Raw genomic sequence first — 16,829 nt, forward strand, 5'->3', positions numbered from 1 at the left:
CGCATAGGGTTGTGCCCATGCGTGGAATTCTCTTGGCCGGTGGCACCGGATCCCGACTCTGGCCGCTGACCCGGGCAGTCTCGAAGCAGCTGCTCCCCGTCTTCGACAAGCCGATGATCTACTACCCGCTCTCCACCCTGGTCATGGCCGGAATCAGCGAGATTCTCGTCATCACCACGCCGGAGGACCGTGCCCAGTTCGAGCGACTGCTCGGCGACGGCTCCCAGTTCGGCATCCGGCTGGAGTACGCGGTCCAGGAGCGCCCCGAGGGCATCGCCCAGGCCTTCGTGCTCGGCGCCGACTTCATCGGCGACGACTCCGTCGCCCTGATCCTCGGCGACAACATCTTCCACGGCAGCGGTCTCGGCACCCGCCTGGCGGAGCACACCGATTCCAAGGGCGGCCGGGTCTTCGCGTACCCGGTGGCGGACCCGACGGCGTACGGCGTGGTCGAGTTCGACGAGAACGGCCAGGCCATCTCCATCGAGGAGAAGCCGGTCAAGCCCAAGTCCCGCTACGCGGTGCCCGGTCTGTACTTCTACGACAACCGCGTCGTCGAGATCGCCCGCAACCTCAAGCCCAGCGCGCGCGGCGAACTGGAGATCACCGCGGTCAACGACGCGTACCTCCAGGCCGGTGAGCTGAATGTCACCATCCTCGACCGCGGCACCGCCTGGCTGGACACGGGCACCTTCGTCTCCATGGTCCAGGCCTCGGAGTTCGTCCGCGTGATCGAGGAGCGCCAGGGCTTCAAGATCGGCTGCATCGAGGAGGCGGCCTGGCGGGCCGGCCTGATCGACTCCGCGCAGCTGCGCGAGCTGGCCCAGCCGCTGCTCAAGAGCGGTTACGGCGACTACCTGATCAGCCTGCTCGACGAGGAGTCCTCCCGGTGAAGTTCCGTCAGCTCTCGATAGAGGGCGCCTACGAGATCACCCCGCAGCTGCACGGCGACCCGCGCGGCATGTTCACCGAGTGGTACCGCTTCGACAAGCTGTCCGAGGTCGTCGGCCACCCGCTGAACCTGGCGCAGGCGAACCTCTCGGTGTCCTCGCGCGGCGTGGTCCGCGGCATCCACTTCGCCGACGTACCGCGAGGCCAGGCCAAGTACGTGACCTGCGTGCGGGGTGCCGTGCTCGACGTCATCGTGGACCTGCGGGTCGGCTCCCCGACCTTCGGCCGCTGGGAGGGTGTCCGGCTGGACGACGTGGACCGCCGCGCGGTCTACATCCCGGAGGGTCTGGGCCACGGGTTCTGCGCGCTGAGCGACGACGCCACGCTTTCGTACCTCTGCTCGGAGACGTACAACCCGACCGGCGAGCACTCGGTCCACCCGCTCGATGCGGATCTGGGCATCGACTGGCCGGCGGACGTCCCGCTGCTGTCCGCCCGTGACGAGGCCGCGCCGTCGCTGGCCGAGGCCATCGAGTCGGGCCTGCTGCCCGACTACGCCGTCTGCAACGAGTTCACCGAGTCCCTGCGCGTGACCGGCTGACCGCACCCCCGCAGCACACGGAAGAGGGCCGCACCCCGCGATCAGGGGTGCGGCCCTCTCTCGTATGCCGTAATCCGGCACGCCCGTACGACGAAGGGCCCCTCCCCCGCCGCCGAGGCGGAAGGGAAGGGGCCCTTCTGTCAAACATGGTGCCCGCTCGCGCGAGCTACCAGGTCAGAGCACGAATTACTTCGTGATCTTGGTGACCTGGCCGGCGCCGACCGTACGACCACCCTCACGGATGGCGAACTTCAGGCCCTCCTCCATGGCGACCGGCTGGATCAGCGCGACCGTCATCTCGGTGTTGTCGCCCGGCATGACCATCTCCGTGCCGGCCGGCAGGGTGACGACACCCGTGACGTCCGTGGTACGGAAGTAGAACTGCGGGCGGTAGTTGTTGAAGAACGGGGTGTGACGGCCACCCTCGTCCTTCGACAGGATGTAGGCCTGGGCCTCGAACTCGGTGTGCGGCGTGACCGAACCGGGCTTGATGATGACCTGGCCGCGCTCGACGTCCTCGCGCTTGATGCCACGGAGGAGCAGACCGACGTTCTCACCGGCCTGGCCCTCGTCGAGGAGCTTGCGGAACATCTCGATACCGGTGACCGTGGTGGTGGTCTTGGTCTCCTTGATACCGATGATGTCGACGGTCTCGTTGACCTTCAGGACACCACGCTCGATACGGCCGGTGACGACGGTACCGCGACCGGTGATCGTGAAGACGTCCTCGACGGGCATGAGGAACGGCTTCTCGGTGTCACGCGGCGGGGTCGGGATGGCCTCGTCGACGGCGGACATGAGGCCGAGAAGCTTCTCGCCCCACTCCTTGTCGCCCTCGAGGGCCTTCAGCGCGGAGACGCGGACGACCGGCAGGTCGTCGCCCGGGAACTCGTACTCGGAGAGCAGCTCACGGACCTCGAGCTCGACGAGCTCCAGGATCTCCTCGTCGTCCACCATGTCGGCCTTGTTCAGGGCGACGACGATGTAGGGGACGCCGACCTGGCGGGCCAGGAGCACGTGCTCCTTGGTCTGCGGCATCGGGCCGTCGGTGGCGGCGACCACGAGGATCGCGCCGTCCATCTGCGCGGCACCGGTGATCATGTTCTTGATGTAGTCCGCGTGACCCGGGCAGTCGACGTGGGCGTAGTGACGCGCCTCGGTCTGGTACTCGACGTGCGCGATGGAGATGGTGATACCGCGCTGGCGCTCCTCAGGAGCCTTGTCGATCTGGTCGAAGGCCGAGGCCTCGTTCAGGTCCGGGTACGCGTCGTGCAGCACCTTGGTAATGGCGGCCGTGAGGGTCGTCTTACCGTGGTCAATGTGACCGATGGTGCCGATGTTGACGTGCGGCTTAGTCCGCTCGAACTTCGCCTTCGCCACGGGGGTCCTCCTGGAGAGTGGTTCTGTACGCCTTACAGATCGGCGCCAGGTGATCTTTGCTGGAAAGCCGGCCGGTCCCCGGGGCAACGGGAGTGGCTCCTGTTGCCCCAGAGGCTGCCGGTGACAAGCCTAAAGCGTGTACTCGGAAGAGTTACTCGCCCTTGGCCTTCGCGATGATCTCCTCAGCGACGTTCCGGGGAACCTCGGCGTAGGAGTCGAACTGCATCGAGTAGCTGGCGCGACCCGAGGTCTTGCTGCGGAGGTCGCCGACGTAGCCGAACATCTCCGAAAGCGGCACGAGGCCCTTCACGACGCGAGCGCCGTGACGCTCCTCCATGGCCTGGATCTGGCCACGGCGGGAGTTGATGTCGCCGATGACGTCACCCATGTAGTCCTCGGGCGTGGTGACCTCTACGGCCATCATCGGCTCCATGAGCACGGGGGACGCCTTGCGCGCGGCCTCCTTGAAGGCCTGCGAACCGGCGATCTTGAACGCGAGCTCGGAGGAGTCGACCTCGTGGTAGCCACCGTCGAGAAGCGTGACGCGAACGCCCGTCATCTCGTAGCCGGCCAGGATGCCGAACTGCATGGCCTCCTGCGCACCGGCGTCGACCGAAGGGATGTACTCCTTCGGCACGCGGCCACCGGTGACCTTGTTCACGAACTCGTACGCCGGGCCGTCGGCCTCGGTGATCGGCTCGATCGCGATCTGCACCTTGGCGAACTGACCGGTACCACCGGTCTGCTTCTTGTGGGTGTAGTCGTGACGCTCGACGGTCCCACGGATCGTCTCGCGGTACGCGACCTGCGGCTTGCCGACGTTGGCCTCGACCTTGAACTCGCGCTTCATACGGTCGACCAGCACCTCGAGGTGCAGCTCGCCCATACCGCCGAGGATGGTCTGGCCGGTCTCCTCGTCCGAGTGAACGTGGAAGGAGGGGTCCTCCTCCGCGAGACGCTGGATGGCGACACCCAGCTTCTCCTGGTCACCCTTGGACTTGGGCTCGATGGCGACCTGGATGACCGGAGCCGGGAAGTCCATGGACTCCAGGATCACGGGCTGCTTGTCGTCACACAGCGTCTCACCGGTGGTGGTCTGCTTCAGGCCCATGACGGCGACGATGTCGCCGGCGCCCACCGCGTCGATCTCCTCACGCTTGTTCGCGTGCATGCGGTAGATCTTGCCGATGCGCTCCTTCTTGCCCTTGACGGAGTTCAGCACCGAGGTGCCGGCCTCCAGGCGGCCCGAGTAAACCCGGACGAAGGTGAGCTTACCGAGGTGCGGGTCGCTCATGATCTTGAACGCCAACGCCGCGAGGGGCTCCTCGTCGGACGGCTTGCGCTTCACGACGACCTCGGCGTCCTTGACGTCGTGGCCCTCGATGGCCTCGATGTCCAGGGGCGAAGGCAGGTAGCGGACGACAGCGTCGAGCAGGGGCTGAACGCCCTTGTTCTTGAACGCCGTGCCACAGAACACCGCAGTGATCGTGGGCTCGCCCTTGCCCTTGCCGGAGCCGAGGATGATGCGACGGACGGCGGCGTGCAGCTGCTCCACGGACGGCTCGTCGCCGTTCAGGAAGAGCTCCATGATCTCGTCGTCGTTCTCGGCGACGGTCTCGACCAGCTTGCCGCGCCACTCTTCAGCAGCCTCGGTGTGCGTGGCCGGGATGTCGACGATGTCGTACATCTCGCCCTTGGTCGCCTCGGCGGACCAGACGAACGCCTTCATCGTGACGAGGTCGACGACACCCTGGAAGTCGGCCTCGGCACCGATGGGGAGCTGCATGACGATCGGAACCGCACCGAGGCGGTCCTTGATCATGTCGACGCAGCGGTGGAACTCGGCGCCGGTACGGTCGAGCTTGTTGACGAAGCAGATGCGCGGCACGCCGTAGCGGTCCGCCTGACGCCAAACGGTCTCGGACTGCGGCTCCACACCGGCGACACCGTCGAACACGGTGACGGCGCCGTCGAGGACGCGGAGCGAACGCTCCACCTCGACGGTGAAGTCAACGTGACCCGGGGTGTCGATGATGTTGATGGTGTGGTCGACGTCCTCGAGCGGCCAGTGGCAGGTCGTCGCGGCGGACGTGATCGTGATGCCGCGCTCCTGCTCCTGCTCCATCCAGTCCATCGTGGCAGCGCCGTCGTGGACTTCACCGATCTTGTAAGACACACCGGTGTAGAACAGGATGCGCTCGGTGGTGGTCGTCTTGCCCGCGTCGATGTGAGCCATGATGCCGATGTTGCGCACCTTGGCCAGGTCAAGCGAAGTGGTAGCCATATCGGCTCAGTCTTCTCTCGGTCTCGATGTGGGTTGGGACTACCAGCGGTAGTGCGCGAAGGCCTTGTTGGACTCGGCCATCTTGTGCGTGTCCTCGCGCTTCTTGACGGCAGCGCCAAGACCGTTGGAGGCGTCGAGCAGCTCGTTCATGAGGCGCTCGGTCATGGTCTTCTCACGACGGGCGCGGGAGTAGCCCACGAGCCAGCGGAGGGCCAGGGTCGACTGGCGACCCGGCTTGACCTCGACGGGGACCTGGTAGGTCGCGCCACCGACACGGCGGGACTTGACCTCGAGGGACGGCTTGACGTTCTCCAGCGCGCGCTTCAGCGTGATGACCGGGTCGTTGCCGGTCTTCTCGCGGAGGCCTTCCATGGCGCCGTAAACGATGCGCTCGGCGGTGGAGCGCTTGCCGTTCAGGAGGATCTTGTTGATGAGCGACGTCACCAGAGGAGATGCGTAGACCGGGTCGATGATGACCGGGCGCTTCGGGGCGGGGCCCTTACGAGGCATTCTTACTTCTCCTTCTTGGCGCCGTAGCGGCTGCGGGCCTGCTTGCGGTTCTTGACAGCCTGGGTGTCAAGCGCACCGCGGATGATCTTGTAACGAACACCCGGCAGGTCCTTCACACGGCCACCACGCACGAGCACGATCGAGTGCTCCTGCAGGTTGTGTCCCTCACCCGGAATGTAAGCGGTGACCTCGATGCCGGAGGTCAGACGCACACGCGCGACCTTACGGAGCGCCGAGTTCGGCTTCTTCGGGGTGGTCGTGAACACACGCGTGCAGACGCCGCGGCGCTGGGGCGAAGCCTCAAGCGCGGGCGTCTTCGTCTTCTCGACCTTGTCCTGCCGGCCCTTACGGACCAGCTGCTGGATCGTAGGCACTACTTCTCCGGTTTCTGTGTGCCGTGTAGTGAAGCTAACCTGGAACTTTGCCGACCCACGCGGTCGGGTGTGTCGGATCCGGCGGAGCTCCGCGCAAGCACGGAAACGCATGGATCGCGGTGGCTGATCCGGCTCTCATGCGGTTGATGGACACGCACAGGAGCCCAGGCACACCCCAGGCACAAGGTCTGAGCGTACCTACCGCATCCCATCCGGTCAAAACAAAGGCCCGCGCGGGACGACCCGGACATCGCCGCCGGTCATGTGCCACTTGGGCGAGGCCCTCGTGTGGCCGCTCCGACTCGCGCCTGTGGTAAAGGCGTGCTAAGCGGTGCCGGACCGAGCAACCTCCCCCGCGAACTAAACTGCCTCGGCATTCAGCGATGCAGCGAATTCAGCGATTCACCCCAAACGGCACGACCAACCACCAGGGAGCGGGACATTGCGGACGGTCACCACGGAGCCGACGGCCGCCGACAGCCCGGTCCACCCGTCGCCCCGCCGCCGGTCCCCGCGACCCGCCCCCCTGTACGGGCCCCTGCTGGCGTTCCTCGTCACCTCGGCCGCGTTCTGCGCGGCCTGGGCGGCCCGCGGCACCTTCCCCTTCGGCAACACCGGCCGGGCCCTCAACGACCAGGCCAACCAGTACGTGCCCTTCCACCGGGCGCTGTGGGACCTGGTCCACGGGCAGGCCGCCGGTGACGTGCTCTTCACCTGGCGCGGCGGCTTCGGCCAGCAGTTCCTGTCCGACTACTACACGTACCTCGGCAACCCGTTCTCCTGGCTGGCCGTCCTCGTCCCGCGCGCCCACGTCGACCTCGCCGTCTTCGCGGTCACCCCGGTCACGATGGGCGCCGCCGCCGCCGTCATGACGGTCTACCTCGGCAAACTGCACCCCGGCCCGTGGTGGCAGCGCGGGGTCCTCGGCGCCTGCTACGGCCTGTGCGGCTGGGCGCTCAGCGACGCCTCGTACATCCCCATGTGGCTGTGGGGCCTGGTCGCCCTCCCCCTCCTCGGCATCGCCGTCGAGTGGTGCCTGGAGGAGCGCCGCTGGCCGGGGGCGGCACTGTTCGTCGCGCTCGCCTGGTTCGGCAACTTCTACACCGCGATGATGGCGACGATGGCCGCCTGCGTCCTGCTCGGCATCCGCCTGGTCACCCGGGACATGACCGGCCGGCAGCGGCTCCGCGCCCTGTGGCGGGCCTCGAGCGCCGCCGCGACCGGCATCCTGCTCACCCTCCCGCTGCTGCTGCCGTCGTTCCTGTCCAGCGGCTCCGCGCAGCCCACCCAGGCCGGGGCCTTCGAGCCGGTGCGGATCGAGGTCTTCCTCGCCGGGATGCTCCCGGCCACCCACCTGTGGGGCGGCCGGCCGCGGCTGTACGTGGCCTCGCTGGGCCTGATCCTCGCCGGATCGTTCCTCTTCAACGCCGCCATCGCGAAGAAGACCCGCCTGGTGTGGGCCGCGGCGACGCTGCTCGTCGTCGCCTCGTTCCAGTTCCCTCCGACGCAGTACCTGTGGCACGGGCTGGCGGTGCCGAACGGCAATCCGTACCGCGAGGCCTTCGTCTTCAGCGGCATGGTCGTGATCCTGGCCTGGCTGGCGCTGGCCCACCGCCCGCGCCCGCTCCACCTGGCCCTGGCGGCCGCCCTGCTGGTCGCGGCCACCTTCGTACTGCGCCGCACCGACGACTTCGGCGGCTGGACCTGGCACGCGGTGCTGGTCGGCGGGGGCGTCTCGCTGCTCGCCCTGACCCTGCTGGCACTGGGCGCGAAGCACCGGGTGCTGATCCCCGTGGCCGCGGTCCTCATGGTCGGCGTGGTCTTCGCGGAGTCCACGGTGGCGGCCGCGGGCGCGGACGCCCGCCGGGCCCGCGAGCGCTGGGCGAAGCCGGTCGCCACTTCGAACCGCTCGATCAGCGCCCACTTCGACGCCGTCCGGCAGGTGGACGGCTGGCCCGCATACCGGACGGATTCGGGCGCGCCGCAGACCTCGTACAACGACGCCCTCGCCCTGCGGGCCGAGGGCCCGCAGTACTACAGCAGCTACCTCCCGGAGGCCACGTACCAGGCCCTGGAGCCCCTCGGATACGGCTTCAAGAACGACGGCCGCACCTTCTTCGGCGCCGACAACCCGGTGCTCGACGCCATCTTCGCGATCGGCGCCCGGGTCCACCCCGGCCCGGCGAAGGACACCTGGGCGGCCACCCGCTTCCCCGCCCCTCCGCTGGTGACGGTCCGCAGCGACGCCTACGCCTCCCCGAACCCGGCCGACAGCGTCTACGCCCGTCAGGAGAACGTCCTGGGCGCCACCGTCTACCAGGTCCCGCAGGTCACCCGGGGCGGCAGTGCCACGGAGCAGACGTACGCCGCCCAGTGCACCCCCGGCTCCGAGGCGTACTGGTTCTCCCCGGAGCTCTACGGCACCCTCGCCTTCGCCGGCACGTCCCGCCCCCTGGAGGACCGGATGACCGGGGTGGTCGAGCTGGGCAAGGTCCCCGCGGACGGCAGGGTCGTGGTGGCGGTGAACACCCGCACGAAGGACGCGACGGCGGGCGAGCACCCCGTCGGCTGCCTGAACCGCGCCGGCCTGGACGCGGCGATCGGCTCCCTCACGTCCACCGGCGCCACGAAGGTCACGGCGGGCGGCCACACCATCGAGGCCACCCTCCCGAAGGGCGCCACGGGCACGGCGGTCTTCGCGATGACCGACGTCCCCGGCTGGCAGTGCACGGCCGGCTCGCGCACGACCGCCCCGACCCCCTTCCACGGCCTGGTCTCCCTTCCCCTGCCCCCGGGCACGGACAAGGTCTCCTGCACCTTCACCCCGAAGGGCCTCACCCCGGGCCTGGCAGCCGCCGCCCTGGCCCTCCTGGCCCTCACGTCGGTCACGGTCACCGGCCTCCGCCGCCGCCGCGCCTGACGGCGTCCCGGGGCCCGGGGAACCCCCGGGCTCCCGGAGGCCCTGCCCCCGGGGGCTCCCCGGACAAGAAGAAGCCCCCCGCCGCTCCTCTCGGAGCAGCGGGGGGCTTCTTCTTACGAGCTCTTAGCCGTTGTACGGGCCGTAGTCGTAGTCCTCCAGCGGGACAGCCTGGCCGGAGCCGGTGCCGAAGGGCGAGTAGTCGATGTCGTCGTAGCCGACGGCCGAGTACATCGCGGCCTTCGCCTCCTCGGTGGGCTCGACCCGGATGTTGCGGTAGCGGGCGAGGCCCGTACCGGCCGGGATGAGCTTACCGATGATGACGTTCTCCTTGAGGCCGATGAGGCTGTCGGACTTGGCGTTGATCGCCGCATCCGTCAGGACTCGGGTCGTCTCCTGGAAGGAGGCGGCCGACAGCCAGGATTCCGTCGCCAGCGAGGCCTTGGTGATACCCATCAGCTGCGGACGGCCGGAGGCGGGGTGACCGCCCTCGGTGACCACACGACGGTTCTCGGTCTCGAAGCGCGAGCGCTCGACGAGCTCGCCCGGCAGGAGCTCCGCATCGCCGGACTCGATGATCGTCACGCGGCGGAGCATCTGCCGGATGATGATCTCGATGTGCTTGTCGTGGATCGACACGCCCTGCGAGTTGTAGACCTTCTGGACTTCGCCGACCAGGTGGACCTGGACCGCACGCTGGCCGAGGATGCGCAGCACGTCGTGCGGGTTGGTGGCACCCGCGGTGAGCTTCTGGCCCACCTCGACGTGGTCACCCTCGTGCACGATGACCTTGGCGCGCTTCGAGATCGGGAAGGCCGTCTCGTCGCTGCCGTCGTCCGGCGTGATGACGATCTTCTTCGTCTTCTCGGTCTCCTCGATCCGCACGCGGCCGGCGGCCTCGGAGATCGGGGCGACACCCTTCGGGGTACGGGCCTCGAAGAGCTCGACGACACGCGGCAGACCCTGCGTGATGTCGTCACCGGCCACACCACCGGTGTGGAAGGTACGCATCGTCAGCTGGGTACCGGGCTCACCGATGGACTGGGCGGCGATGATGCCGACCGCCTCACCGATGTCGACCAGCTTGCCGGTGGCGAGCGAGCGTCCGTAGCAGAAGGCACAGGTGCCGACCGCGGACTCACAGGTCAGGACCGAGCGGGTCTTGACCTCCTCGACGCCGTTGGCGACCAGGGCGTCGATCAGGACGTCACCGAGGTCGACGTTGGCCGGCGCGATGACCTTGCCGTCGATGACGACGTCCTCGGCCAGCATGCGGGCGTAGATCGAGGTCTCGACGTCGTCGGCCTTGCGCAGCACGCCGTCCTCGCCGCGAACGGCGATCTTCAGCTTCAGGCCGCGCTCGGTGCCGCAGTCCTCCTCGCGGATGATCACGTCCTGCGAGACGTCCACCAGACGACGGGTCAGGTAACCCGAGTCGGCGGTACGCAGGGCGGTGTCCGCCAGACCCTTACGGGCACCGTGCGTGGAGATGAAGTACTCCAGAACGGTGAGGCCCTCACGGAAGGACGCCTTGATCGGACGCGGGATGGTCTCGTTCTTCGCGTTCGACACCAGACCACGCATACCGGCGATCTGTCGCATCTGCATCATGTTTCCTCGGGCACCCGAGTCAACCATCATGAAGATGGGGTTCGTCTTGGGGAAGTTCGCGTTCATCGCCTCGGCAACCTCGTTGGTCGCCTTGGTCCAGATCGCGATGAGCTCCTGCGTGCGCTCGTCCTTGGTGATCAGACCGCGCTCGTACTGCTTCTGGACCTTCTCGTCCATCGCCTCGTAGCCCGCGACGATGGCCTTCTTGGCCTCGGGCACGACGACGTCGGAGATGGCCACGGTGACGCCCGAACGGGTCGCCCAGTGGAAGCCGGCCGCCTTCAGGTTGTCGAGCGTCGCCGCCACGATGACCTTGGGGTAGCGCTCCGCCAGGTCGTTGACGATCTCGGAGAGCTGCTTCTTGCCCACCGAGTAGTCGACGAACGGGTAGTCCTCGGGCAGCAGCTCGTTGAAGAGCGCGCGGCCCAGGGAGGTGCGCAGACGGAAGCTGTCGCCCGGCTGGAACTCCTGCTCGCCCTCTTCGGCGACCGGCGGCACCCAGCCACGCGGCGGGATGGTGCCCACCGGGAAGCGGATGTCGACGGACGACTGCAGCGCGAGCTCGCCGGCGTCGAACGCCATGATCGCCTCGGCCGTGGAGCCGAACGCGCGGCCCTCGCCCTTGGTGTCACGGAGCTCACCGTCGGTGGTCAGGAAGAACAGACCGAGGACCATGTCCTGGGTCGGCATCGTGACCGGACGGCCGTCGGCCGGCTTCAGGATGTTGTTCGAGGACAGCATCAGGATGCGGGCCTCGGCCTGCGCCTCCGCGGAGAGCGGCAGGTGCACGGCCATCTGGTCACCGTCGAAGTCCGCGTTGAACGCGGTGCAGACGAGCGGGTGGATCTGGATGGCCTTGCCTTCGACCAGCTGCGGCTCGAAGGCCTGGATGCCGAGGCGGTGCAGCGTGGGTGCACGGTTCAGCAGCACCGGGTGCTCGGCGATGACCTCTTCGAGCACGTCGTACACGACCGTGCGGCCGCGCTCGACCATGCGCTTCGCCGACTTGATGTTCTGCGCGTGGTTCAGGTCGACCAGGCGCTTCATCACGAACGGCTTGAAGAGCTCCAGCGCCATGGCCTTGGGCAGACCACACTGGTGCAGCTTCAGCTGCGGACCGACGACGATCACGGAACGCGCGGAGTAGTCCACGCGCTTGCCGAGGAGGTTCTGACGGAATCGACCCTGCTTGCCCTTGAGCATGTCGCTCAGGGACTTCAGCGGACGGTTACCGGGACCGGTCACCGGACGACCACGACGACCGTTGTCGAAGAGGGCGTCCACGGCCTCCTGAAGCATGCGCTTCTCGTTGTTCACGATGATCTCGGGGGCACCGAGGTCGAGGAGACGCTTCAGACGGTTGTTGCGGTTGATCACGCGGCGGTACAGGTCGTTCAGGTCGGAGGTCGCGAAGCGGCCACCGTCCAGCTGCACCATCGGACGCAGGTCCGGCGGGATGACCGGCACGCAGTCGAGCACCATGCCCTTGGGGCTGTTGCTGGTCTGCAGGAACGCGGAGACGACCTTGAGGCGCTTGAGCGCACGGGTCTTCTTCTGGCCCTTGCCGGTACGGATGATCTCGCGGAGGCGCTCGGCCTCCTCCTCGAGGTCGAAGGACTCCAGGCGCTTCTGCAGCGCCGCGGCACCCATCGAACCGTCGAAGTACGTACCGAAGCGGTCGCGCAGCTCGCGGTAGAGCAGCTCGTCGCCCTCGAGGTCCTGGACCTTGAGGTTCTTGAAGCGGTTCCACACCTCGTCGAGGCGGTCGATCTCGCGCTGGGCGCGGTCACGGAGCTGCTTCATCTCGCGCTCGGCGCCTTCGCGCACCTTGCGGCGCACGTCGGCCTTGGCGCCCTCGGCCTCGAGCTCGGCCAGGTCGGTCTCGAGCTTCTTGGCACGGCCTTCGAGGTCCGCGTCACGGCGGTTCTCGATCTGCTGGCGCTCGACGGAGACGTGGGCCTCCAGCGACGGCAGGTCGCGCTGACGGCGCTCGTCGTCGACGAACGTGATCATGTACGCGGCGAAGTAGATGACCTTCTCGAGGTCCTTCGGCGCGAGGTCCAGCAGGTAGCCAAGGCGCGACGGGACGCCCTTGAAGTACCAGATGTGGGTGACGGGAGCGGCAAGCTCGATGTGGCCCATCCGCTCACGACGCACCTTGGCGCGCGTGACCTCGACGCCACAGCGCTCACAGATGATGCCCTTGAAGCGGACACGCTTGTACTTGCCGCAGTAGCACTCCCAGTCCCGGGTAGGACCGAAGATCTTCTCGCAGAAGAGTCCGTCCTTCTCGGGCTTGAGGGTGCGGTAGTTGATGGTCTCCGGCTTCTTGACCTCGCCGTGCGACCAGGTTCGGATGTCGTCCGCGGTGGCAAGGCCGATCCGCAGCTCGTCGAAGAAGTTGACGTCGAGCACTGTGCGTCAATCCCTCTTTCGGGGTCGAGTCTCAATCATGGTCTGAACGGTCCCGGGGATGACGGGGGGCTCTTGAGCGAGCCCCCCGTCAGGCCCGTCAGACCTCTTCGACGCTGCTCGGCTCGCGCCGGGACAGGTCGATACCGAGCTCCTCCGCCGCGCGGAAGACGTCCTCGTCGGTGTCGCGCATCTCGATGGACATGCCGTCCGAGGACAGCACCTCCACGTTGAGGCAGAGCGACTGCATTTCCTTGATGAGCACCTTGAAGGACTCGGGAATGCCCGGCTCGGGGATGTTCTCGCCCTTGACGATGGCCTCGTAGACCTTCACGCGGCCGGTGACGTCGTCGGACTTGATGGTCAGCAGCTCCTGGAGGGCGTAAGCGGCGCCATAAGCCTCGAGCGCCCACACCTCCATCTCACCGAAGCGCTGGCCACCGAACTGCGCCTTACCACCCAGCGGCTGCTGCGTGATCATCGAGTACGGACCGGTCGACCGGGCGTGGAGCTTGTCGTCGACCAGGTGGTGGAGCTTGAGGATGTACATGTACCCGATGGAGATCGGGTCCGGGAACGGCTCGCCGGAGCGGCCGTCGAACAGGCGCGCCTTGCCGGACGGGAGGACCAGGCGGTCACCGTCGCGGTTCGGGATGGTGTGCTCGAACAGGCCGGCGAGCTCGTCCTCGCGGGCACCGTCGAACACCGGGGTGGCGACGTTGGTACCGGGCTCGACACGGTCGGCGCCGATGACCTTCAGACGCTCGGCCCAGTCCTCCGCGAGGCCGGAGACGTCCCAGCCGCGGCTGGCGAGCCAGCCGAGGTGGATCTCCAGGACCTGTCCCGGGTTCATTCGGGACGGGACACCCAGCGGGTTCAGGATGATGTCGACCGGGGTGCCGTCCTCGAGGAAGGGCATGTCCTCGATCGGAAGGATCTTGGAGATGACACCCTTGTTGCCGTGGCGGCCGGCGAGCTTGTCACCGTCGGTGATCTTGCGCTTCTGGGCGACGTAGACGCGGACCAGCTGGTTCACGCCCGGAGGAAGCTCGTCGCCCTCCTCGCGGTCGAAGACGCGGACACCGATGACCTTGCCGATCTCACCGTGAGGCACCTTGAGCGAGGTGTCGCGCACCTCGCGGGCCTTCTCACCGAAGATCGCGCGGAGCAGTCGCTCCTCCGGGGTCAGCTCGGTCTCACCCTTGGGCGTGACCTTGCCGACCAGGATGTCGCCGGCGACGACGTCCGCACCGATGCGGATGATGCCGCGCTCGTCGAGGTCGGCGAGGACCTCCTCGGAGACGTTCGGGATGTCCCGGGTGATCTCCTCGGGGCCCAGCTTGGTGTCACGGGCGTCGACCTCGTGCTCCTCGATGTGGATCGAGGAGAGGACGTCGTCCTGCACGAGGCGCTGCGACAGGATGATCGCGTCCTCGTAGTTGTGGCCTTCCCACGGCATGAACGCGACGAGCAGGTTCTTGCCGAGGGCCATTTCGCCCTCTTCGGTGGCCGGGCCGTCGGCGAGGACCTGGGCCTCGACGATCCGGTCGCCCTCGTTGACGATGACCTTCTGGTTGACCGAGGTGCCCTGGTTCGAGCGGGAGAACTTGGCGACGCGGTACGTGGTGTACGTGCCGTCGTCGTTGGCGACGGTGATGTAGTCGGCCGAGACCTCCTGGACGACACCGTCCTTCTCCGCCTTGATCGAGTCACCGGCGTCGACCGCACAGCGGTACTCCATGCCGGTGCCGACGAGCGGCGCCTCCGCCTTGATGAGCGGAACGGCCTGGCGCATCATGTTCGCGCCCATGAGGGCACGGTTGGCGTCGTCGTGCTCGAGGAAGGGGATCATCGCGGTCGCGACGGACACCATCTGGCGCGGCGAGACGTCCATGTAGTCGACGTCGCCGCCGGCGATGTAGTCGATCTCGCCACCACGACGGCGGACCAGGACGCGGTTCTCGGTGAAGCGCATCTCATCGTTCAGGGCGGCGTTCGCCTGGGCGATGACGAAGCGGTCTTCCTCGTCGGCCGTGAGGTAGTCGACCTCGTCGGTGACGACACCGTCGACGACCTTGCGGTACGGGGTCTCGATGAAACCGAACGGGTTGATCCGGCCGTAGGAGGCCAGCGAGCCGATCAGACCGATGTTCGGGCCTTCAGGCGTCTCGATCGGGCACATGCGGCCGTAGTGCGACGGGTGCACGTCACGGACCTCGAAGCCGGCCCGCTCGCGGGACAGACCACCCGGGCCGAGCGCGTTGAGACGACGCTTGTGCGTCAGACCCGACAGCGGGTTGTTCTGGTCCATGAACTGCGACAGCTGGCTGGTGCCGAAGAACTCCTTGATGGAGGCGACGACCGGCCGAATGTTGATCAGGGTCTGCGGCGTGATCGCCTCGACGTCCTGAGTCGTCATGCGCTCGCGGACGACGCGCTCCATACGAGCCAGACCCGTGCGGACCTGGTTCTGGATGAGCTCGCCGACGTTGCGGATACGACGGTTGCCGAAGTGGTCGATGTCGTCGGTCTCGACGACGATCTCCCGGCCCGACTCGCCGACCGTCTCGGTCTCGCCCGCGTGCAGCTTGACCAGGTACTTGATCGTCGCGATGACGTCGTCGGTGGTCAGCACACCGGCGTCGAGCGGCTCGTCGGCGCCGAGCTTCTTGTTCACCTTGTAGCGGCCGACCTTCGCGAGGTCGTAGCGCTTCGGGTTGAAGTAGAGGTTCTCGAGCAGCGTCTGAGCGGCCTCGCGGGTCGGCGGCTCGCCCGGGCGCAGCTTGCGGTAGATGTCGAGCAGCGCGTCGTCCTGGCCCTGGGTGTGGTCCTTCTCCAGGGTGGCGCGCATGGACTCGTACTCGCCGAACTCCTCGAGGATCTGCTCGGTGGTCCAGCCGAGAGCCTTCAGGAGGACGGTGACGGACTGCTTGCGCTTGCGGTCGATGCGGACACCGACCATGTCGCGCTTGTCGACCTCCATCTCCAGCCAGGCACCCCGGGACGGAATGATCTTGGCGGAGAAGATGTCCTTGTCGGACGTCTTGTCGATGGAGGAGTCGAAGTAGACACCGGGGGAACGGACGAGCTGCGACACCACGACACGCTCGGTGCCGTTGATGACGAAGGTGCCCTTGTTGGTCATGAGCGGGAAATCGCCCATGAAGACCGTCTGAGACTTGATCTCACCGGTCTCGTTGTTCGTGAACTCGGCCGTGACGAAGAGCGGCGCCGCGTACGTGAAGTCGCGCTCCTTGCACTCGTCGACGGAGTTCTTCGCCGGCTCGAACCGGTGGTCGCGGAACGTCAGCGACATCGAACCGGAGAAGTCCTCGATCGGCGAGATCTCCTCGAAGATCTCTTCCAGACCGGACTTGGTGGGGACGTCCTGTCCACTCTCGAGCGCCGACTCGACGCGAGACTTCCAGGCTGCATTGCCGAGCAGCCAGTCAAAGCTCTCGGTTTGCAGCGCCAGGAGGTTCGGAACCTCGAGGGGCTCCTTGATCTTTGCAAAGGAGATGCGCAGCGGGGCGGTGCTGGCACCGGTGTTCGTATTGGTCGAGGCGTTGCGCGAGGCGGCCAAGAGGGGGTCCTTCCGAGGGCTCGGACTCACTACGCGCGTACCGGTCCCAGCTGACACAGAAGACGGCCCGCCTGATCTGGCCGATAAGGCCTGGTCAGGGCGTATCAATCAAGTGTGCTCGAGCGTGGGCATGCCCCTGGCGACGGGCAGGGGGCAGCTAACAGGCAGCGCAAAGGGTCAGTGTAGCCACTTGGCTCACTGATGTCCAGACCAGGTTTCCGGAAACCGGCAACAGGCCTTCCCCATGTCGTCTAAACCAACCCTGC

The 16,829-nt window shown here is 67.2% G+C and carries 9 protein-coding genes; 3 read left to right on the plus strand and 6 right to left on the minus strand.

Annotation, left to right across the window (positions count from 1 at the left end; translation table 11 throughout):
* The first annotated feature begins 17 nt into the window (after positions 1-17).
* Positions 18-893, plus strand: coding sequence for a glucose-1-phosphate thymidylyltransferase RfbA (rfbA, locus tag ACZ5WG_RS25400; RefSeq protein WP_468726119.1), 876 nt, complete (start codon positions 18-20; stop codon positions 891-893).
* Positions 890-1,492, plus strand: coding sequence for a dTDP-4-dehydrorhamnose 3,5-epimerase (gene rfbC / locus ACZ5WG_RS25405; protein WP_468726120.1), 603 nt, complete (start codon positions 890-892; stop codon positions 1,490-1,492). The genes rfbA and rfbC overlap by 4 nt, the downstream gene beginning before the upstream one ends.
* Positions 1,493-1,678: 186 nt before the next feature.
* Here the strand turns inward: rfbC and tuf are convergent, their stop codons facing one another.
* The 4 genes from tuf to rpsL form a co-directional block, all read right to left on the minus strand.
* A complete protein-coding gene (tuf, locus tag ACZ5WG_RS25410) occupies positions 1,679-2,872 on the minus strand; it encodes an elongation factor Tu (protein ID WP_030008455.1) in 1,194 nt (397 codons plus the stop codon).
* Between the two features lie 151 nt (positions 2,873-3,023).
* The gene (fusA, locus tag ACZ5WG_RS25415) at positions 3,024-5,156 is read right to left on the minus strand and encodes an elongation factor G (RefSeq protein WP_468726122.1); all 2,133 of its coding nucleotides are present in this window, start codon (positions 5,154-5,156) and stop codon (positions 3,024-3,026) included.
* Positions 5,157-5,195: 39 nt separating this feature from the next.
* The gene (rpsG, locus tag ACZ5WG_RS25420) at positions 5,196-5,666 is read right to left on the minus strand and encodes a 30S ribosomal protein S7 (RefSeq protein WP_007265894.1); all 471 of its coding nucleotides are present in this window, start codon (positions 5,664-5,666) and stop codon (positions 5,196-5,198) included.
* 2 nt (positions 5,667-5,668) lie between these two features.
* A complete protein-coding gene (gene rpsL / locus ACZ5WG_RS25425) occupies positions 5,669-6,040 on the minus strand; it encodes a 30S ribosomal protein S12 (RefSeq protein WP_007265893.1) in 372 nt (123 codons plus the stop codon).
* A 442-nt stretch (positions 6,041-6,482) separates the two neighbouring features.
* Between rpsL and ACZ5WG_RS25430 the strand changes: the two genes are divergently transcribed.
* Entirely contained in the window at positions 6,483-8,960 is a 2,478-nt protein-coding gene (locus ACZ5WG_RS25430; protein ID WP_468726124.1) for a YfhO family protein, read from the plus strand.
* 123 nt (positions 8,961-9,083) lie between these two features.
* On the opposite strand, the gene ACZ5WG_RS25435 is transcribed toward ACZ5WG_RS25430, so the two are convergent.
* Both ACZ5WG_RS25435 and rpoB read right to left on the minus strand, forming a co-directional pair.
* Positions 9,084-12,983 carry a DNA-directed RNA polymerase subunit beta' gene (locus ACZ5WG_RS25435; protein WP_468726125.1) on the minus strand — a complete coding sequence of 1,300 codons (3,900 nt, stop codon included), beginning with the start codon at positions 12,981-12,983 and terminating at the stop codon, positions 9,084-9,086.
* Positions 12,984-13,080: 97 nt separating this feature from the next.
* Positions 13,081-16,563 carry a DNA-directed RNA polymerase subunit beta gene (gene rpoB / locus ACZ5WG_RS25440; protein ID WP_468726127.1) on the minus strand — a complete coding sequence of 1,161 codons (3,483 nt, stop codon included), beginning with the start codon at positions 16,561-16,563 and terminating at the stop codon, positions 13,081-13,083.
* Positions 16,564-16,829: the final 266 nt, after the last annotated feature.

The sequence above is a fragment of the Streptomyces sp. NPDC032745 genome (assembly GCF_055579465.1).

Bases quoted from the DNA above. Each gene is read 5' to 3' on its own strand.
- rfbA (WP_468726119.1), top strand. From the start codon at position 18: ATGCGTGGAATTCTCTTGGCCGGTGGCACCGGATCCCGACTCTGGCCG.
- fusA (WP_468726122.1), bottom strand. From the start codon at position 5,156: ATGGCTACCACTTCGCTTGACCTGGCCAAGGTGCGCAACATCGGCATC.
- rpsG (WP_007265894.1), bottom strand. From the start codon at position 5,666: ATGCCTCGTAAGGGCCCCGCCCCGAAGCGCCCGGTCATCATCGACCCG.